This is a genomic window from Nostoc sp., from assembly GCF_036919815.1.
GTDB lineage: Bacteria > Cyanobacteriota > Cyanobacteriia > Cyanobacteriales > Nostocaceae > Nostoc.
Genome location: NZ_JBALCE010000015.1, coordinates 84,749 through 104,552, shown reverse-complemented (window position 1 = coordinate 104,552; position 19,804 = coordinate 84,749). Strand labels below are relative to the sequence as shown.

18 protein-coding genes are annotated in these 19,804 nt (G+C 41.8%); 7 read left to right on the top strand and 11 right to left on the bottom strand.

Annotated elements, in window-relative coordinates; translation table 11 throughout:
• Window positions 1–138 precede the first annotated feature (138 nt).
• On the top strand, window positions 139–2,430 hold the full coding sequence (locus tag V7K15_RS05555; protein ID WP_334903743.1) for an amylo-alpha-1,6-glucosidase: 2,292 nt from the start codon (window positions 139–141) through the stop codon (window positions 2,428–2,430).
• A 302-nt stretch (window positions 2,431–2,732) separates the two neighbouring features.
• Here the strand turns inward: V7K15_RS05555 and V7K15_RS05550 are convergent, their stop codons facing one another.
• The 6 genes from V7K15_RS05550 to V7K15_RS05530 form a co-directional block, all read right to left on the bottom strand.
• The gene (locus V7K15_RS05550) at window positions 2,733–2,954 is read right to left on the bottom strand and encodes a BrnT family toxin (protein ID WP_334903742.1); all 222 of its coding nucleotides are present in this window, start codon (window positions 2,952–2,954) and stop codon (window positions 2,733–2,735) included.
• A gap of 230 nt (window positions 2,955–3,184) precedes the next feature.
• Window positions 3,185–3,313 carry a type II toxin-antitoxin system RelE/ParE family toxin gene (locus V7K15_RS29905; RefSeq protein WP_442949647.1) on the bottom strand — a complete coding sequence of 43 codons (129 nt, stop codon included), beginning with the start codon at window positions 3,311–3,313 and terminating at the stop codon, window positions 3,185–3,187.
• On the bottom strand, window positions 3,298–3,483 hold the full coding sequence (locus V7K15_RS05545) for a hypothetical protein (RefSeq protein WP_334903740.1): 186 nt from the start codon (window positions 3,481–3,483) through the stop codon (window positions 3,298–3,300). The genes V7K15_RS29905 and V7K15_RS05545 overlap by 16 nt, the downstream gene beginning before the upstream one ends.
• Before the next feature lie 202 nt (window positions 3,484–3,685).
• Window positions 3,686–4,015, bottom strand: coding sequence for a DUF2973 domain-containing protein (locus V7K15_RS05540; RefSeq protein WP_334903739.1), 330 nt, complete (start codon window positions 4,013–4,015; stop codon window positions 3,686–3,688).
• Window positions 4,016–4,217: 202 nt separating this feature from the next.
• On the bottom strand, window positions 4,218–4,439 hold the full coding sequence (locus V7K15_RS05535) for a hypothetical protein (RefSeq protein ID WP_334903737.1): 222 nt from the start codon (window positions 4,437–4,439) through the stop codon (window positions 4,218–4,220).
• A complete protein-coding gene (locus tag V7K15_RS05530; protein WP_334903736.1) occupies window positions 4,429–4,746 on the bottom strand; it encodes a DUF2605 domain-containing protein in 318 nt (105 codons plus the stop codon). The genes V7K15_RS05535 and V7K15_RS05530 overlap by 11 nt, the downstream gene beginning before the upstream one ends.
• A gap of 415 nt (window positions 4,747–5,161) precedes the next feature.
• Here V7K15_RS05530 and thrS point away from each other — a divergent pair, with 415 nt between their 5' ends.
• From thrS to V7K15_RS05510, 4 genes are all read left to right on the top strand, one after another.
• A complete protein-coding gene (thrS, locus tag V7K15_RS05525; protein WP_334903757.1) occupies window positions 5,162–7,012 on the top strand; it encodes a threonine--tRNA ligase in 1,851 nt (616 codons plus the stop codon).
• Between the two features lie 361 nt (window positions 7,013–7,373).
• The gene (locus V7K15_RS05520; RefSeq protein ID WP_334903735.1) at window positions 7,374–8,075 is read left to right on the top strand and encodes a DUF433 domain-containing protein; all 702 of its coding nucleotides are present in this window, start codon (window positions 7,374–7,376) and stop codon (window positions 8,073–8,075) included.
• The gene (locus V7K15_RS05515; protein ID WP_334903734.1) at window positions 8,072–8,473 is read left to right on the top strand and encodes a hypothetical protein; all 402 of its coding nucleotides are present in this window, start codon (window positions 8,072–8,074) and stop codon (window positions 8,471–8,473) included. Before V7K15_RS05520 ends, V7K15_RS05515 begins: the two co-directional genes overlap by 4 nt.
• 607 nt (window positions 8,474–9,080) lie before the next feature.
• Window positions 9,081–9,950: an Rpn family recombination-promoting nuclease/putative transposase gene (locus V7K15_RS05510; RefSeq protein WP_334903732.1), complete on the top strand. Its 870-nt coding sequence runs from the start codon at window positions 9,081–9,083 to the stop codon at window positions 9,948–9,950.
• Window positions 9,951–10,113: 163 nt separating this feature from the next.
• Here the strand turns inward: V7K15_RS05510 and V7K15_RS05505 are convergent, their stop codons facing one another.
• The 3 genes from V7K15_RS05505 to V7K15_RS05495 all read right to left on the bottom strand — a co-directional run bounded on the left by V7K15_RS05505 (window position 10,114) and on the right by V7K15_RS05495 (window position 14,628).
• Window positions 10,114–10,452, bottom strand: coding sequence for a hypothetical protein (locus V7K15_RS05505; protein ID WP_334903730.1), 339 nt, complete (start codon window positions 10,450–10,452; stop codon window positions 10,114–10,116).
• Window positions 10,453–10,588: 136 nt separating this feature from the next.
• Window positions 10,589–13,156: a 4Fe-4S binding protein gene (locus tag V7K15_RS05500; RefSeq protein WP_334903728.1), complete on the bottom strand. Its 2,568-nt coding sequence runs from the start codon at window positions 13,154–13,156 to the stop codon at window positions 10,589–10,591.
• Window positions 13,157–13,455: 299 nt separating this feature from the next.
• The gene (locus V7K15_RS05495) at window positions 13,456–14,628 is read right to left on the bottom strand and encodes an RNA-guided endonuclease InsQ/TnpB family protein (protein WP_334903726.1); all 1,173 of its coding nucleotides are present in this window, start codon (window positions 14,626–14,628) and stop codon (window positions 13,456–13,458) included.
• A gap of 60 nt (window positions 14,629–14,688) precedes the next feature.
• Here V7K15_RS05495 and V7K15_RS05490 point away from each other — a divergent pair, with 60 nt between their 5' ends.
• Entirely contained in the window at window positions 14,689–14,886 is a 198-nt protein-coding gene (locus V7K15_RS05490; protein WP_334903724.1) for a hypothetical protein, read from the top strand.
• Window positions 14,887–15,092: 206 nt separating this feature from the next.
• Here the strand turns inward: V7K15_RS05490 and V7K15_RS05485 are convergent, their stop codons facing one another.
• The gene (locus tag V7K15_RS05485; RefSeq protein WP_334903722.1) at window positions 15,093–16,664 is read right to left on the bottom strand and encodes a glucosaminidase domain-containing protein; all 1,572 of its coding nucleotides are present in this window, start codon (window positions 16,662–16,664) and stop codon (window positions 15,093–15,095) included.
• A 686-nt stretch (window positions 16,665–17,350) separates the two neighbouring features.
• Between V7K15_RS05485 and V7K15_RS05480 the strand changes: the two genes are divergently transcribed.
• A complete protein-coding gene (locus tag V7K15_RS05480) occupies window positions 17,351–18,370 on the top strand; it encodes a bestrophin family protein (protein WP_334903721.1) in 1,020 nt (339 codons plus the stop codon).
• A 294-nt stretch (window positions 18,371–18,664) separates the two neighbouring features.
• On the opposite strand, the gene V7K15_RS05475 is transcribed toward V7K15_RS05480, so the two are convergent.
• Window positions 18,665–19,246, bottom strand: a complete 582-nt coding sequence (locus V7K15_RS05475) for a retropepsin-like aspartic protease family protein (protein ID WP_334903719.1) — start codon at window positions 19,244–19,246, stop codon at window positions 18,665–18,667.
• Between the last annotated feature and the right edge of the window lie 558 nt (window positions 19,247–19,804).

Genomic DNA, 19,804 nt, shown 5'->3' with positions numbered 1-19,804 from the left:
AGCAGTATGTAAGGATTACTTTGGCTGGAATGGCTCAAACTAATTTTAGAGAGCGTCTTTTTTTCGGAAGTTGTGAGGGTCAGTAACCTCAACTCGGAAGACCACAAAAATATAGACCTGTACACGGAACTTTTACTAATGACACCGGATACGCTAATGACCCCGGAAAAAATTTTTCTGGATGGAAAAACTTTTATTCCTGCTGAACAATTACCGATCCCGGAGTGGCCTTGTGTTGTGAGTGAAAGACCACAACCGACACTGACGGTTAAAGATGATGATTTATTTTTTGTGACAGATAGCATCGGGAATATTTCTGGCTGTTCCCTCAACGATGGCAATTCCAGCATGGGGCTGTTTTGTTGTGATACAAGATTTCTGAATCGCTTGGAATTGCAAATTGAAGGGCGATCGCCTGTACTCCTCAGTAGTACTGCTGAAAAAGGGTTTTCACTCTCAGTTTTGTGTACCAACCCCAAAATTGAGGAACGCCTGAAACCCGACACTGTAGGAATTCGCCGAGAAATCGTGCTGAATGGGGCACTATTTGAAGAAATAGAAATATCTAACTACAGCACAACTACCGTCAGTTTTGAACTAAGCATCAGCTTTGATGCAGATTTTGTTGATTTATTTGAAGTCCGGGGTTATGACAGAGAAAAACGAGGTCGGCTTTTACGCCTAGCGGAACTGACGGCTGAGGAAGAAACATTTTCTTTGATTGATGGCGTTGCGTCTGTACCCAAAGAGCCATCCGCCTCTAGGGAACAATCTTTGACACTCGCCTATCAAGGTCTGGATGGCTCCGTGATGGAATCCCGGATTCTATTCCAGCATCGGCAACCAGACTCTTTCAAGGGTTACACTGCGGTTTGGCAGCTAGAGTTAGCTTCTCATGAAACTCAAAAGCTGGGCTACCGAGTGAATATGTTGAGAAACAACCAATCCAGTTCAACCGTGAGCGCCGCCTTCACATTAGGACAGGCGAAAGCGGCGGAGTTGATGGAGGAGCAAAACTGGGTACAACAAATTACACGCATTAGCTCAGATAAGAATACCTTCAATCGAGTGATTGAGCGGGCTGAACAAGATATGTATTTGTTGCGCCAATCTTTTGGGAAGCATAAAACTGTTTCTGCGGGAGTGCCGTGGTTTTCGACACTATTTGGGCGAGATTCGCTGATTACAGCTTCTCAAACCCTGATGTTAAATTCGCAAATCGCCAAAGAAACCCTGATATTACTGGCGACATATCAAGGTAAATTTGAGGACGAATGGCGCGAAGAAGAACCGGGTAAGATTTTGCACGAGTTACGTTTGGGAGAAATGGCTCGTTGTCAAGAAATTCCCCATACACCTTACTACGGTACAGTTGATGCCACTCCCCTGTGGCTGATGCTTTATGCCGAACATTATGCTTGGACTCACGATCAAGAACTCCTAGAGCAACTTTGGCCGAATGCTCTAGCAGCAATGGACTGGATCGATCGCAATAGCAAACAAACCAGCTACCTCAGTTACTTCCGTAAATCCAAACGCGGTCTGGTTAACCAAGGTTGGAAGGATTCTGGCGACTGTATTGTAGACCAGAAGGGAGAATTAGCCAACGGGCCAATTGCCCTCTGTGAGGTACAAGCTTACGTCTATGCTGCAAAAACGCGCCTAGCAGAAATAGCTAGAATGAAGAAGCGGCTTGATTTGGCAGATCGTTGGCAAGAAGAAGCTAAAAATCTTAAGATTCGTTTTAATCGAGATTTTTGGGTAGAAGACCAGGATTTCTGCGCTTTAGCTTTAGATGGAGATGGCAAGCCAGTAGACAGTATTACCTCAAATCCCGGTCATTGTCTGAATTTGGGACTCTTCACACCCGAAAAAGCCTATAGTGTAGCAGAACGGTTGCGGGCACCAGATATGTTTAATGGTTGGGGCATTCGGACTCTGAGTAGTTTGTCACCCGCTTATAATCCGATGGGCTATCATATTGGTTCAGTTTGGCCTCATGATAACGCTCTGATTGCAATGGGATTGCGATCGCTCGGTCTAATCGATCAAGCCCTGGAAATATTCCAAGGTTTATTCGACATGACTGAGCAGCAGCCCTATCAACGTCCTCCAGAACTTTTCTGCGGCTACGAACGGAACGGTGATAATAGCCCTGTGCAGTATCCAGTTGCTTGCACTCCCCAAGCTTGGGCTACTGGTAGTATTTTCCAACTATTGCAAATGATGGTCAATTTGGTGCCTGACGCTCAAAATAACTGCTTGCGAATAATCGACCCCGCTTTGCCAGAATCGATTAATCGCCTGTCATTTCATAATTTGCGAGTCGGCCCCACTATCCTCGATTTGGAATTCGAGCGTTCTGGTAGTACGACTGCTTGTCGCGTTGCGAAAAAACGGGGTAATTTGCGGGTAGTTATTGAAGCTTAGAAAGTGACTAGGCTTGCCGTGAGCGTAGCCGAATGGGAGTAGGGAGTGCTAAACTCCCTATTTTATACTTAGTGCGTGCGATCGGTAGCACGGCATACGGTGGGGTAAGCGGTAGCAGAGAGCTTTGTATCCCCATCAAGGACTCTCACCGCTCCAACGAAGTGTTAGTCTGCAACTCACTGATCGCCTCTCAACTGTGATCGCCTCCACCGACAACCTTATAAATGACAAAACTTTGACCGATAACCCCAAAACGACTGCGACAACCAACAAGCGTCTGAGCGATCGCACCGCACCTCTCACTAATAACCTCGAAACGTCGCTTTCCGAGCCGAGATGATCCGAATCATGACGTTTTCACGCTCCTGATCGTTGCGGCTTGCATCAACCACCACTAGAAACGGATCGAAGAAAGCTTCTACAGCTTGCTGAAATGTTACGCCGTCATTATTGCTGGGATTAATCCCAGCTTTCTCCTCGTTCCAAACGAAGGTGACACCATTAAGCACGAAAAATACATCCATACCTCATAGTCTAGGCAAGATGTATTTACGTTGTCAATACGTTTTGTGATAAAAGTTTACAATTACAATTCCGGGCTGAATCTTGATGGGTGTCAGAACCTTGCAATGCTCACCTGTTTCTTGTCTTCCTCAACCCGATAAATAATGCGATCCGGTTTTATAATTAATTGGCGAATGTTAGGCTGATCAAATTCAGAAACCTTTTGCGCCTTAAATGGAAATTGGCTGAGTTATTTCGTTTTCTCTAATAACCTCTGACCAATTTTCCTGGCTGCTTCCGGATTATCCTGAGCGATGTACCGAATGATAGTTTCTAAATCTCCAAGTGATTTTGGCGAGAGAATTACTTGGTAGTCCATGTATCGATTATCTGCTCAACCTGCTCAACCGGAATGCCTTGCCCTTGATCAATTTGGTCAAACCCTTCCCGTATAGCTGCAATAAACTCAATTTTCTGAACAATTTCTCGTAGGGTTACATCCTGGGGTAAATGTTTCACCAACTCAATAACGGCTTTTTTGTCACTCATAACAACTTAAGCTTGTGTCAAGTGGACAATACAATGTTATCTTCCCAACCTACCGACGCGATCGCCTCAAATTCAAAGGATGCTAATAAATTTCTGCTACCAGAAGCTTTAAGGATGCAAAAACAACAATAATTTACACCCAAACTTCTAACTCCTGTACAGACGCGATTAATCGCGTCTCTGCTCCTAACTCCTAACTTTTTTAAGCTTCCTCGGAATTTTCACTTTTATGTCCTGGAGATGCTTCATAAAGTGCATCGAGATGTTGACGCGCATCTTCAACGTTAATCGAACGCATTACCAAAAGTGGCTCTTTAATTAAGTTGCCCGCGCTATCTAATAACTCTGGATGGGGTACAAACTGTTTTTTTGATGAATAATAACCATAGTTGCCTTGATTATTCATTGACAAGGTATTCGTCGGGTAAGTTCGCTCCCGATCAAAACTGAACATAATCAGATTACGAATTAAGTTGCCAACAGCTATAAATGCAAGGATTGTAAAAGCAAGAATGTAAAGCAGGTGTAACATGGGATTTTCCTCCAGGGCAGCAATTTTTAAAACTTTATTTTGTAACGCTTTGCTTCGCCGATACTGTGACTCACAGTTAAGACGAGTATTTGACGCACTCTTTGGGCACTTACATTTATATGAAACTATTTGTCAACCGTTATTCAACTTACGGTAACATAGGATACATTTTTTTGTTAGTCCAAATAATGTTAAGAAATTGTTAAGAATTTTCTACTATCTGTTTAAGGACTGTTTTACTGTCTTGCGTAAACGCAAAGCTGTGAGGCTGTAGCAATCTTCTCTCATGGGCTAAAGCATCTCGTAAGAGAAGGGAAGCCGCTAAGAGCGATCGCGCATCTGGCAGAGAAGCAGTGTCACCCGCAGGGTTTGGAGTAGTCTGGCAAAATTTACCAGATGAGAGCATCTGCTGCTTAGAGTTCACGCCCTTGACGAAAGCGCATTGCGACATTCCAACATTCTGTTACTAAATCATGCCAAGGCATTAACGTTGCCATCTCAATCCCGACTTGTTTATCAGTAGCAGCAAACAGCATCCTCACCGTGTTTAGTTCATCCTGCGCTTGCTTAACACGCCAGAGCAAGTCAGATTGCTCTTGCTCACTCATAAATGATATTTGCTCAGTTTCGAGTAAATGGCGCGATCGCCTAAACCAATGCTGAAAATCTTCCAGCAGGGGTTCTAAAACCGTTTTCAGTAACTCAGTCCCTGGTAAATTTGAGTCTGACATAAATAATAAGCATATTTCAAACTTGCTTACTAATATTAACGTTATTTATGTTTCTTAACATATTTCTTATTTCTCTCATAATTCCGGGGATGTAAAAATATGTAACAAATAACACAAAATGTATTATATAGTCTTGATATCGGGTTTGTAGAGTTCCTTTGGAGAGGCATCTATACGTATAACTGACAGCGAGTTGCAATTCATCAGATAATTTAGCGATGTCTACGACGGGCTACGCCTACGCGTCCAATCCTGAATTTCACACTCAGGTAAGCAATCAAAAATTTATCTTTATCCCCGATTAAAAATTAATCTTAGTAGTGGGAACATGAAGCCGACAGGGCAAAAATCAAAGTCGTTATAGTTGAATAAGCCTACAGATTCAGATAAACCACCTTTTGTAATCACTTCGCCAATGGTTCAGCAGCCAATGTCGCTAAAATCATCGAATCCGTCAGAACAGCCAGAACAAGTTGAAAAAATTTATTTACCGCGTACCAGCGAATCGGAGAACTTAAAAAAGATTCGCCACACTGCTTCCCATGTAATGGCAATGGCAGTACAAAAGCTGTTTACCAAGGCACAAGTTACAATCGGCCCTTGGATTGAAAACGGTTTTTACTATGACTTCGACAATCCAGAACCATTTAGCGAAAATGATCTCAAAGCCATTAAGAAAGAGATGGCGAAGATTATCAATCGCAAGCTGGGAATAAGTCGAGAAGAAGTTAGCCGCGAAGAAGCCGAACGCCGGATTCAGGAAATTAACGAACCTTACAAGCTAGAAATTCTGGCAGATATTAAAGAGGAACCAATCACGATTTACCACCTGGGGAATGAATGGTGGGATTTGTGTGCAGGGCCTCATCTGGAAAATACTAGTGAATTAAACCCGAAAGCAATTGAACTAGAAAGCGTTGCTGGCGCTTATTGGCGTGGGGATGAAACTAAAGCCCAATTACAACGTATCTACGCCACCGCTTGGGAAAGTCCAGAACAACTCACTGAATATAAACGACGCAAAGAAGAAGCGCTGCGGCGAGATCACCGGAAGCTGGGTAAGGAACTGGGATTATTTATATTTTCTGATCTAGTCGGGCCAGGTTTACCTTTGTGGACGCCAAAGGGTACTCTGTTGCGGAGTACTTTGGAAGACTTCCTTAAGCAAGAACAATTAAAACGGGGTTATCTGCCTGTGGTGACTCCCCATCTTGCTAAAGTCGATTTATTTAAAAAATCTGGACACTGGCAGAAATATAAAGAAGATATGTTCCCTTTGATGGCGGATGACGAGGAAGCCGCAGCCAAAGAAGATGGCTTTGTCCTCAAGCCGATGAACTGTCCCTTCCATATCCAAATATATCAAAGTGAGTTGCGCTCCTATCGGGAACTACCGATGCGACTGGCAGAATTTGGTACTGTTTACCGCTATGAACAATCAGGGGAATTGGGCGGTTTAACACGGGTGCGCGGTTTTACTGTGGATGATTCTCACCTGTTCGTCACCCCAGAACAGCTAGATAGCGAATTCCTGAATGTGGTGGATTTGATTTTGTCGGTGTTCAATAGTCTGCAACTAAAGAACTTTAAAGCTAGACTGAGTTTCCGCGATCCTGCTAGTGATAAGTACATCGGTTCAGATGAAATTTGGGATAAAGCCGAAGGTGCAATTCGCCGTGCCGTTGAAACCTTGGGGATGGATCACTTTGAAGGTATTGGAGAGGCAGCATTTTATGGGCCAAAACTTGACTTTATCTTTAGTGATGCTTTAGATCGGGAATGGCAATTAGGAACTGTGCAAGTAGATTACAATTTGCCAGAACGCTTTGAGTTGGAGTATGTCGCCGAAGATGGGGTTCGCAAACGTCCGGTAATGATTCACCGTGCGCCTTTTGGTTCACTGGAAAGGTTGATTGGGATCTTAATTGAAGAATATGCAGGCGATTTCCCTTTGTGGTTAGCGCCTGTGCAAGCTAGATTACTGCCAGTGGGTGATACACAGTTAGATTTTGCTAAAGATGTGGTGGCGAAAATGAGAGCGTTGGGCATCCGTGCAGAAGTTGATACCAGTGGTGATCGCTTGGGTAAACAGATTCGGAATGCAGAGAAAGAAAAAATACCCGTGATGGCAGTGGTGGGAGCTAAGGAAGTGGAAACCAACAGCTTGAGTATCCGTACTCGCGCCTCTGGGGAATTGGGAGTTATAGCTGTAGATGAGGTGGTAGAGAAAATGAAGGATGCGATCGCTAAGTTCGAGAATTTCTAAAATCTAACCGCAGACGCACACTAATTATGATTAGTGTGCGTTTTGTCTAGTAGATCAGATCATTGGCTAGCTGGTAAATTTTGGCAAAGGTGCGATCGCTTGTTTTATACTGGATAGCTAGCTATCCAATCAAGCCGAGCCTTCCAGACAAAGCGATCACCTCACTAAGAATAATTTTTCATAAAGCTAAGACTTTGCTTGTTTTAATATATAACTAATCGGACAGAAATATTTACACATCACTTTTCAGACTGGATAAGGGTTTCAGGTCAAAATTTGTGTAATTAATTTTGTCTTACTACTTATCATTATATACTGATATCGAAGATAATAAAATTAAGCAGCTCTGGCAGGCAGGCAAATGACCGAGCTTTACGGAGGAAACGATCCTAGAGACATTCCCGCCTACTCCATTAGCGATGCCGCTCGTTATTTACGCATTCCGGCAGGCACAATTCGTTCTTGGACAGTTGGACGACACTACCCGATTTCAAAAGGTTCCAACTTCTTTAAACCCCTTATCCTAATTCGTAATCTTAAACCAAGACTCCTCTCATTTAACAACCTAGTTGAAGTTCATGTTTTAAGAGCAATTCGCAAAAATCACAAAATTGATCTAGGCAATGTACGAACTGCTCTTGATTTCATTGATGAGCAATTTCAAGTATCCCACCCGCTTGCTCGTGAACGTTTTCTTACCGATGGTGTTGACCTGTTCATTGAGCGCTATGGCTCTCTGATTAATGCATCGAAAAGCGTGCAAACGCAGATGAAAGAGGCTTTTAATACTCATCTTGAGCGAATTGAACCCGACGACACTGGGCTTGCAATTAAACTGTATCCCTTTACTCGCTCTCACGAGGAAGATAGCCCTCGTGTTGTCGTCATTGATTCCCGAATCGCCTTTGGTCGCCTTGTTATTGCTGGGACAGGAATTACCACCAGCGTGTTAGCAGAACGGTATAAAGCAGGTGATTCAATTGACGATCTCGCTTATGATTATGACAGCGAACGCTTCAAGATCGAAGAAGCTATCCGGTGTGAACTACCTGCTGTTGGATGATTCAACCCCAGTCCATTACTTTTTTTATAGATAGATGTCTAGGTAACAGACGCATTGTAGAAACGCTTCGGTCCGCAGGTGTCACTATCGAAATCCATGACGAACACTTTGACAAAGGCGCTCAAGATGTGGACTGGTTGCCAGAGGTCGGCAAAATGGGCTGGGTTGTTTTGACCAAAGATGGCAAGATTAGCAACAACTTATTAGAAAGGATTGCTGTTGCACGCGCTCAGGTCAAGATGTTTATATTTGCTTCCCAAAGTGTATCAGGTGCAGATATGGCCACAATTTTTCTAAAAGCAATTGTGCCGATGCAAGAATTTGTTCGGAAACATCCTGCTCCATTCATTGCGAAAATCTATCGTGATGCAAGTATTGCCCTATGGAAAGACAGCTAGGCGCTAGTAGAAGAATTAGAACGGTTTTCTTAGATTGCGCGATCACCTTTTTTGGATACTTAAGCGTCCAATCAAGTAGGCAGATATTGTACAAAGAAGAGTAAAGAATTTTTCACGAGTGGTAATTTTGGCGTTGCTTTTGGGAGCTATACAGCTATAGAGTTAAATTTCTACTGTGAATTAAACTTATATTTTTAGGCACTGCTTTTTCATTTGGCGTAGATGCATTTGTATAATTCGTAATTTTATTTAGAAATCAAAGCTGTTTCTGCCCTTTCCTTGGTAGGGAAAGAGAAGGGAGTTAGGTTTTTTACTAGTCAAGCAGGAACCGCTACAGTTATCTTTTTACCGTCTGATAACTCAACCTAGCCAGAAATGGAATATTAATGTAAATACTACAGGAATTTAAAAAGATACGCTCAGAGTATAATAATGAGCTTCCTTGAGCGATGGTGCGTAGGCGTAGCCCGTACTTCTCTACGAGACGCTGCGCGTAGCTTGCTTCCACGAAGTGGTACGGCAAGCTCAGTAACCATCGTAGACATCGCCTACTCAAACCACTGCACGAGATAATAACAATACCTCGTTCAATTGTTGGCGATCGTTAATGTCCTTTGATAACCTCTGCAAACTCCTGTCCGAAAAACATCCTGCTACCTTTGCCAGTTGGGTATTAGGAACACCGCAAACAAGCGTCAAAGTCCTCAAAACCGAATTGAGTATCGAACCAATTCGCGCTGATTATGTAACATTCTTACAATTACAAGGACGCATTCTCCATCTGGAATTTCAAACCAAACTAGAATCTACGCCACCCCTACCCTTGCGGATGCTAGATTATTGGGTACGTTTGTATCGTTTGTACCGTCTACCAATAACGCAAGTTGTCGTATTATTGCTTCCCCCTGCATCAGGAACCGTAATTGAAACTGTCTTTTCAGTCGAAACTACTCGTCATGAATATCGCGTGATTCAAATGTGGTCAGAAAATCCTGAATCATTCCTCAATGACCCAGCTTTATTACCCTTAGCACCACTAGCAGCAACCATGCAACCTCAAGCCTTATTACAACAAATTGTGGAAAAAGTTAATCAACTTGAGCCAAGACAACGACCAGAAATTTCCGCCTACAGCCAAATCTTAGCGGGGTTAAAATACAATCAGGATTTGATTCGACAATTATTTCGGGAGGGTATGATGCGCGAGTCAGTAATTTATCAAGAAATTCTCGCTGAAGGCGAACAACGTGGGGAACAACGTGGACGGGAAGAAGGACGAAAAGCAGAAGGGCAATTGCTCATTCTCCGTCAACTTGCTCGAAGGGTGGGAGAATTACCCCAAGAGGTGCTAGATCGTATTGAAACTCTCTCCTTAGAACAATTAGAAAATCTCGGTGAAGCATTGTTGGATTTTCAGGCGATCGCGGATTTAGAAACCTGGTTTAGTACATTAGACGTAGGAGTGAAAATGACGTAGGTACAATTTATGAATTATGCCTACCAAGGATTTCGGGCAACGCATAATTAATTTCACTCCTATGTCTATTAGAATTTTTCCATTTGAGCCAATGTCTGATAGCGCTAGAGGAAAAATAGTTTCAGAAGAACGAAAGCGATCCCTAGCTTGTCAGATTGCCACATTAGAGTTCAATTAACTGGAAGCCCCAAGGTTTCAAAGCCGCTAAAGCTAATTCTCCATCTACACCTTCATAAGCCTCCCATTCCAAGGGATGCTCTTTAGGATGTCCGTCGCCGACATTACCTGCAACTTTGATTATCGGACAGTTGGCGATGCGATCGCGCTCTAACCCTTTTGGAATTGCTAGTTGGATTTTGTGACCGACAAACTTCGCTGTACTTTCATTAGCTACAGATTCACGGATCAAACAAATATCACCAGCAGTCCCCCAAGTCGTTTGGTAGATGTGGAGAAACGATATATAGGTTGCTGGTTTGATGGATCTTTTTAGAACGTGCATTATCGGTAATCCTTACATTATGAGTGAAAAATTATATGAGTATTTTCTATCACGTTCGTTGGGAAGAATGTTTTTAACTCACATTTTGCACCTAGCCCAGGCGATTAGAAACCGCCTGGTGGAATATATCTGAAGCTCAAAACACGATAATTACCCACATACTAACTCCCAAAGCGATCGCCGCTAGGTGTTGCCAAAGGAGCGATCTTACTGGTTGCTTGGCAATCTTTTGCGTTAATAATATACTCAGTAACACGGAGAAAATTATCGTTGTACCTTGCAAAAAGGCAATCACAGCCGGGTGAGCAACCAATATTGGCAATTGTTCACCACTCAACCCAAAAGTAGCAAAAGCTACGGGTAAAATCCGCCCACCTTCGCCTAAGCCCAAACGCAGATAGTGAGCCAAGTTGCCCCCCAAAACTAATGGTAGGTAGCCATAGGCAAGTTCTACAAATGATCGAGGTCTATTATAATTTTGGATTTTGGATTTTGCTGCTTCGATATAGTTCGCTAACCAGTAAAACAGTTGCATGACTTTGTATGCGGCAAAGGTAAAAGCTGCTGGGATAATTAACACTAGCAGCGATAATCCTAAGTGCTGCCAAAACTGAGTTAAATCCAGTTGTAAGCCCAACCAAGATAGCAACTCTGGTAAGCGATGCAGATATATACCACCCAATAGCAAAAACAATAATGCTACTTCATAGCTGCGGGGTACATGAGTTGTCCACAGTTCAATACCAGGGGGACGCAAGTTGAACTCAACGGAACGATGGGGACAGGCTTTAAGGCAAGTCATGCACAATACGCAATCTCTATTATCTTCTAACTGCGCTGGGTGCGAGTATAAAGGACATCCATTCGTTTCCATCCCTTCGCCCTTTTGCGGACCACCTTTATAACACTGATAAGTGGTGCAACTGGCAGAACAAATACCTTGCTGTGCCCGGAGTTCCGTCATGGAAAGTTTGGCAAATAAACCATTCATCCCGCCGATGGGACAGAGATACCGACACCAAAACCGCCGCTCAAAAATGGCAGAGAAAATCATCGCCCCGGCGGTAATTAATAGTAGCAAACAAGCGCTGAGGTAGGCAGTATTTTCTAAATGCCAGAGTTCTTCCCATAAGAAAATTAGGGAGAACAAACCAAACATGAACCATCCGCCCCATTTCTCAGCTTGCTCTCTGGGCCAGCGCTTAAGTTTTCGAGGCCACAGCCATAAAGATAACTTTTGGGTAATTTCCCCGTAAATCATAAAAGGACAAACAGAACACCAGATACGTCCCAAAAAGGGAAAGAGAAATAAGAAGAAAGGCCACCACCAAGCCCAAAATAGATTTAATCCGAAATTGCGATCGCGGGTTTGAGGCCCAATAAATAATACTGCAACCATGAGGGCAAAAGCCGTTGCAGTAAAACCATAGTTAAGGCGATCGGGCCACCAGGGACTACGTAAAAACCGCCGTAAACGAGGATAGGCATTTAACAAATTCACCCGAAATCGTTTTTTCTTAGTTTCGGCTGGCCAGAAAATTTCTTCTGTTAATTCATTGGCATCTTCCGCTTGCACGATCGCCCGTTCTACCAGATTTTTCAATTCCTTGACATTGCCAGGGAAATCATAGGACTGTAGGCGGCGCAAAGCTTCTGGGGTGATGTGCGGTTTAGAAATGCCTCTAGCCCGAATGTAAAGACTAGTATAATATTCAACCTGTGCCTGAATATCAGCTTTCCGCACCCGTAGCGGCGGTACTTTAATAATGTGACCAATACAGCGTTCAATTGTCGGCTGAGTTTTTTCTGAAACAATCAGAATTCTAGCTTTACTGGGACGAGCTTCGGCTGCTGGCTCTCCAGAACGAGTCACGGGGGTATATGTGCTAGTTTTGAGCAACTGCGTCACCGGAGGTAATAATTCTTCGGGCAATTCTTGGATGTTGTTGAGAACTAGAGTACCTTCTCCCAACCATTCCAACAGTCCTGGTTTACCGCCAGCCCGACCGAATAAATCTGCACCGCTAGTCTGGAGAATACCACAATTTACTTTAATAATTGGTTCTCGCCGTTTTGGAGAGCCAAAGTGGATCAGGGCTGCTATATTGTCTTTTTCTAACCCTGGTTCTCCGAAAATATCCACTGATTTGCGATCAGCCGCAGCTTCTCGAATTTGCTCCCGCAGCCGCACAGCATAACGACTTGTACCCACAATTCCGCGTTGCGCCTTGGTGACTAAATATGGCCGCAAAGCTATGGAACGCTCTTGTTCATAACCCAGTGCAGATGTTACCTGAGCTAATTCTTGAACCAATTGGCGGGAAAAAGCCTGAGCAATTTCCGGGTATTGGCTGACTAACAAACGTAATTTAGCAACAGGTAGAACCCAGAAGCGACATTCTGTTACCGTAGTAATTGTGAATGGAGTTAATTCATCCAACAGCAATTCTTGGAGGTGGATCACTGCTCCGGGGAGGAATCCACAAGCTAAGGCTGGGTTGCTTTGATTGCTGCTATTGCTTTCGAGTTGACCTTCTACAAGAATATAAAGGGCTTCTGGAGGAGTGCCTTCGCTAACTAAGTCAGTTTCGGGTGGCACAACTTGTTCTTCAATTACTTGTGCGATCGCATTTAACACTTCAGGCGAGAGAATTCCTAAAGTCGTGCGTTCTTGTAGCCATGTAACCGTTTCTGGAGATGTCATATTAAGTTCTCCGTGTAGGCTGCTGTATAACAAGAATTATCCCTTGAAAACCACACCAAAATATCTGCGTGTGGCGATGCGTGACAAGTTATATGATGTCCGTCCATATACCTTTCCCTCCACAGCAGTCAAATAGGGGCGTTTCAGCTCCCCCAAGTACTTCAACATAGCACGGGGAAGCTTCTTGTGACACACTCCTACACTGTACTGTACTCAGTCAGTGTAGGCTTCTCAGCGACTCCCGGTATTCCGTCGGACATTAACTGAGCTTTAAGAACCGCATGACCCTCGGCTCTGTCTTACAAAGTTTTGTGCACGGAAACCGTCCCCACAAACTTTGCGCTATTTTTTATGTTCAGCGCGGCATTATGATCACGGTTTAGACTGCAACCACAAGCGCAATTATGCCATCTTTCATGTAGTTTTTTGGCAACTTTCACCCCACAATTAGAACAATCTTGACTTGTGCCTGACGGATTCACAGCAATTACCAATAACCCAGCATTTTCGGCTTTGGTTGTTAGAATATTGAGGAAACTTGACCATCCGGCATCATGTACAGACTTCGCCAACATGGAACGAGAAAGTCCTTTGACGTTTAAATCTTCATGAACTATAACGTCATATTTTTTTAAGAGAGTATTAGCGGTTTTAAAGTGAAAGTCTTTTCGTTTATCAGCCACTTTTTTGTGCTGTTTGGCGACGTGCTTAATAGCTTTCTTGCGGCGATTACTTCCTTTTTTGCGACGTGATATCCGTTTTTGAATAACCTTCAAATGCTTGGCAGCTTTACGGGAATGCTGGGGAATTGGAACAACATCTCCCTCAGAAGTTGTCAAAAACTCCTTTAAGCCAAGATCAATACCAGTTGTTGATTCTGGATTGAAGTCAGGTTTGATAGATGGAACTGTTGTATCTTCCAGGCTTAAAGTCAAATAGTATCCATCAGCTTTTTTTGTTACTGATGCTGTTTTGATTTTAAACCCGTCAGGTATTGGGCGATGCAAAATAACTTTAACTATGCCGAACATTGGCAAAGTGATTAAATTACCTTGCAAGCACCCATCTTTGATTTGTGGATAAGTGAATGTTCGGTAACGATCACGAGCCTTGAATCTCGGTTTACCACTACGCTTCCCATTGCTATCCCCTTTTAGAAATCTGTCAAAAGTTACCTTAACTCGCTTAACTATATCCTGCAAAACTTGTGAATAAATTTCACCATACCAAGGATGAGTTTTTTTAAGTTGTGGTAAAGTTTTCTTTTGTGAGTAATAGTCTGGGTTGTCCCGTAACTCTGGTATATGGCATACAAGAGGACAAGCATCAATCGGTGAACGATTCCGCTCATACCAATCAAATCTATCAGCCAACAGAAAATTGTACTGAGCGCATAGCATAGATAGCCATCTATCTATTTCAATGCCTTGTGCTTTTGTTGGTCGTAGCTTATATTGGTACGCTGTCCTCAATCTTCCATCCTCAGATATTAAAAGTATTGTACTATAGTGGGTACACATTGGGTACACATAATGAAAGATTCTAGGTTAAGCGTCAGAATGTCTATTCGCAGGTTAAATAAACTTCGCTCTTATGCTGCAACAAAGGATAAAACAGTTACACAGATAGTAGAAGATTGGGTTGATAGGCTGCCAAATATACTTGTAGCAAGCGTTGTCGAAACAGAGAGTGTTAAAAACGACGCTGACCCTGTTGCTGTCAATCCGTAGGATTGAATTGGTCGAGGGTCGCGTCGTTTTTAACCGCCTTATATCTCACCACTGATTCCGAAGACGGAATTCAGTGGGAGGCTTACGGCGGAATAGCTAAATTCTGATGATCTGCGTAGCCTATTAATGCGATCGCTTCTTTCCATCAGTGCTTTTCCCCCTGACAAAACCGCGCTCTCAGTTCTTCTGCTAAAATCGGGCTTCGTCTAGCTTTTTACTGGTGGGTTAATTTCAAAGTGGATATGATGATCGTGACCAATCATTGGGGTACAAAGCCCCTCTTGAATTAGCTTTCTATCGTTGAAGAAAACCGCCCCCACCTGTACCAGCTTGTGCTTGCGAATAGACTTGAGAATAGCTCGCGTGGTATCTTGATCATATTCAGAACTCGACCAAAAAATGCCGCCAAAAGCCCCATTATTTTTGGGCAAGAAAACATCGCACATCATGCCAGTTTCATGTCCATGATGGTCGGGAGTATCTCCTCCATGAGGAAGACTAACATCATTAATTGCAAAGAAGGCAGCTTTGGGATGAGTATTGCGATAACTATTTTGATAGTCTTGGGCAATTTCTTTGATCACATCAGCTAACCAGTGTGTCCCATAATCGTGGTGATCTTGGATTTCTGCCAGTTCACCGTTAACCAAACCATTGTCAGGGTCGCTGTTTGGCATTAATACCCAGCGTGGTGCGTTAGCTGCTTGCAACCAGCGATGAGTCGTTTCACCAACATCAACTCGACCATCACCATTAACAGTACTGCTACCTGCAATGATTGACTGAAATAGTTTAATTGCGTCAAATAGTCCTCTGTCCCTGTCTGCACTGTTAGGATCGCCTACCCATGTGTAGCCTAGTTGATGCAATCGCGCTTTAACTGCTTTAACATCATCAGCTTTATTTACTGCACCAATTCCCACACTACCACTGAGTTTAATTACCTTCGCTGCTGATAAACTCGATGGTGTAGGCTGTTGAGTCTTCTGATCGTCCTGATGATCCAAAGGAACAATCACTTTAATGTGCAGCTTTAGAGTTTGAGCAGCGATCGCAATTATCATCTGGCGATCGCCTTTTTGTTTAAAGACGAAATCAAATTTCCACCTGCCATCTTCTTTGATTGGTACATTGGGGCCTGGAAATTTATCATCAATCATTACCGACAAAACTTTACCATTATCGGCTAAATGTGCTACACCTTCAACTCTAAAACTTTGCCCTACTTCCACTTCTTGAGGCGCACGAATCACCTGAAGTTTTTCCACTAATGGAGGAATGACAACTCCCTCTGCATTAGCCAGCAATTTCTGGGCTTCTGGAAGCAAGTTTACAACTTTACTGACATAGTTAGGATCAGTTGAATAGCCTTTACCTTTGAGAAAGCCAAGGAAGTTTTCTGGCGTATTTGTATGTTCTTCTAAGCCTTTATAAGCAGAACGAGTTAAAAATTTCCAATAACCAATAATAAAAGCATCAACATCTGGGAATTTACAGAATTCAATTTCTTCTGGCTCGGAAGGAACTTTCATTTTAAAAGGCTGGGCAAACCCCTTCATGTCAGGATATCGCCATTTCAATCCCGCAAAATTATTAGCATTGACAGCAAGATAACTTTCACATCTAGCAGATTCTAGCAACCACTGAGCGAGATTAACTTCTTTTAAAATCTGCCGATTTATCTCAGAAATTTTCTCAGCTTCAATACCAACTTGGGTAAAGATTCTTGCTAAATCTTGATGAAGATAATTATTAACCAAATTCTCTAGTAGTGACATCACTTTGTCCCCTGAAAAAATCTTGGAATAGTAAATTTAAAATTTGCTGAGATTCCCGACTTATCTAATACCATTTCTTTTTGAAGATGCATCTATGAGACTTACCCAAAACTGCGCTGTAGGGGCAATTCATGTAGCTTTAGCTGACCGCAGGGTATTGCCCCTACGTGAATAAAGCGCAGCCTCACATAGAATTGGTATAAGAAGCCGGGAATCTTGTTGTTAACGAATGATTTAGATAAAGTTAATCTGTTGCTGCTGTATCTGGAGGGCAATTGTGTCCAATATCAATCCCAAAATTCAGAGAGTTGATTTCCTTTTTATAGCTTAAGAGATCAGCATTATCTACTTACACTGTATTAATTCTTAACCTAAATGCGTAAGTCTAGTCCATTGTAGACAGCACTCTGTCCGTGACCAAAAGTGAGTTTTTACAGTAAATAAATCTAAATTTTGGCTAATTATCTCATAAATCCTGAAATACCACGAACTTTAACCAATATAAGCATAAAAGCAAGTTCATGGTGAAGAATGGGAAGACAATCATGAATTTTCCTACCTAAAGAGGGTTCACAGAAATAAATTTTAATGTTAACGTTACAATTTATGTTGATTATAGTTGTAGAAGAGTCGCTATCTGGAAAAGTCCATCTTGCTAATTGATCTAATCGTCAAACCTGGTCAATATGAAACTACCTAACTATTTTCAAAATAATTCCAAAAACTCTTTAATAGAAAAGTATCACCTTTACAAAGGCGAAAAATTGAACTGGCTTCAAGTAACTCTTCGGCTTGAAAGCTCAATTATTGCTATCATTCTCCCTTGGGTACTTTTTTGTGCTTTATATGGGTTTTTAATATCATTTTTATATTATTTAGGATTTCCAGTAGCATTTTCAAATTCCAGCAGTATTCTTACTAATGCTGTTTTAAGTTTTAATATTGGTTTTACATTACTATTAGTTTTTCGGACGAATACAGCCCATCAGAGATTTTGGGAAGGTCGTCAACTATGGGGAGGTTTAGTTAATACATCTCGCAACTTAACTCGCGGAATTTGGATAATAGTTAAAGAGAAGACACCGCAAGATAGATTAGAAAAAGAGGCAATGCTTCGCTTAGTGACTGCTTTTGCAGTTGCAATGAAGTTACATCTAAGATCAGTACCTTTAGACATCCAGGTAGCATCATTAATGTCTCAAAAACAATATTTACAACTTAAAGATACTAATCATCCTCCACTGCAAATTGCTTACTGGATAGGAGATTACTTGCAATATCAGCATGACCTGAATTGTCTAAATGTCTATCAATTGACTACTCTACATAACTGCGTAGATGATTTAGTAGATATTTTAGGTGGTTGCGAACGTATTTTAAAAACGCCACTGCCTTTGATATATACTATTAAACTCAGACAATTGCTATTACTTTTTTGTCTGATCTTACCTTTAGAAATTGTTAGCGTTTTGAATTGGTGGACTGGGATAATAATGGGTTTTGTAAGTTTTACATTATTAAGTATTGAACAAATGGGATCAGAAATCGAAGAACCTTTCGGGTTTGATCCCAATGACTTACCTTTAAATGCAATTTGCAATACAATCTCAAACAATGTTGAAGAATTAATCAGGGTTGCTTCTGACAATAGACCTCTTGCAAAAGTCCCTAACACCCCTCCCACAGGCGGGGTGGGGAGAATTTGACGTAAGTCAAAGGCGGGGTGGGGTTCTTTTTTTGATTTATGCAAGAAGTCTAATGTTCGTTCTTCCTAAATCTATAAATAAGTTTTTCTAGATAAATTACTGATTTATGTCCTTGGCTTACCTCACTCTCAATCCCTCTCCGATATATTGGAGAGGGAAGCTAGAGACAGAATGAAGTTTTACATTTTATTTAATCCACGTTCCTAAGTAGTAATTTTCTGGGGTTTATCCTGATCATTTTGGACTTATTTTTAGATACCAAAATGTAGGATACTACGTTTTTAAGTGCAAAGATTAGCGGGGATGAAATTCGACCTCTTTCTCCAGAATCTTAATATCATAGTTGCCAAAGAAATCATGGCCTAGTAAGCCGATGCTTGCTTTTGGTGCGATCGCTACCTGAAGATTATTGGCTGTAACTCCACCGACTGCAATAGATTTTACCTTACTGGTTGGAAATTCTACTTGGCTACCATCGGCAATTTGGGCTTGCATTGTACCTGTAGCCTGGAGTTTAAGTGTATTCGCCATATTTTGAGTGATAATGGTTCCACTAGCACCTGTATCTACAATCATTTCAAAGGTTTTTTTGTCATTGAAGGTGACATCAATCACAGGAGTTCCACCAAAGCGGCGTTTGACTGGGACTCGAAAAACTCTATTGTCTGAAGGTGCGGCTATATTACCACAAAGCCTTGCCAATCCAACGGTTTGACCAGAAGAAGTTACCATGTAACATACTCCTGGATCGTCAGCTGTTGCCTGATGAGAGAATGCTAAAAATACTAGCGTCGGGATTAGTGCCGCAGTTACGCCCGTCGTAGACATTGCAACTAGATTAACGGTCATAATCCAACGCTTCCAAGCATTCTTCATGTTATATTGCTCTCTAATTTTAATGATATTTTTTAATAACTAAATTCTTCATAATAGCTGCAAAAATTGGTGCTGAAAGCCCCGATTGTTAAAATATAAATGCCATAATTATTAACCTGTAATAAAATATTAAAGTACCTTGTATTCTTCAGATTATAATTTTTATTTATCTATTACATCTAAGTGATTTATCCAATTTTTATCTTTTAAAGTTAGTTAGTGATTTGTTATTTAGGTGTCTTCATAAGATAAAATCGTATCTTATTCAATACATCTTATCTATAATTACTAATTGATAAATTAAAGATTAGGTAAAGACATGATAAAACTACTTAGAGCAGATTAAATCTGGCATACTAAGAAGTTAAATAAGAGAAATTTGTAAGCTGATTCAAGGGTTGCTGCTGCATATACAACAGTTGCGATCGCATTTTTAACAGCAATATCTCTTTATTCAAATATGACATTTTCACTATTAGTACACCCAGCAACTACACCGCAAATAGCTGCTGCAAAATTATCCACTCCTGCCATTTTAAATAGTGTGCTGCATTCCAT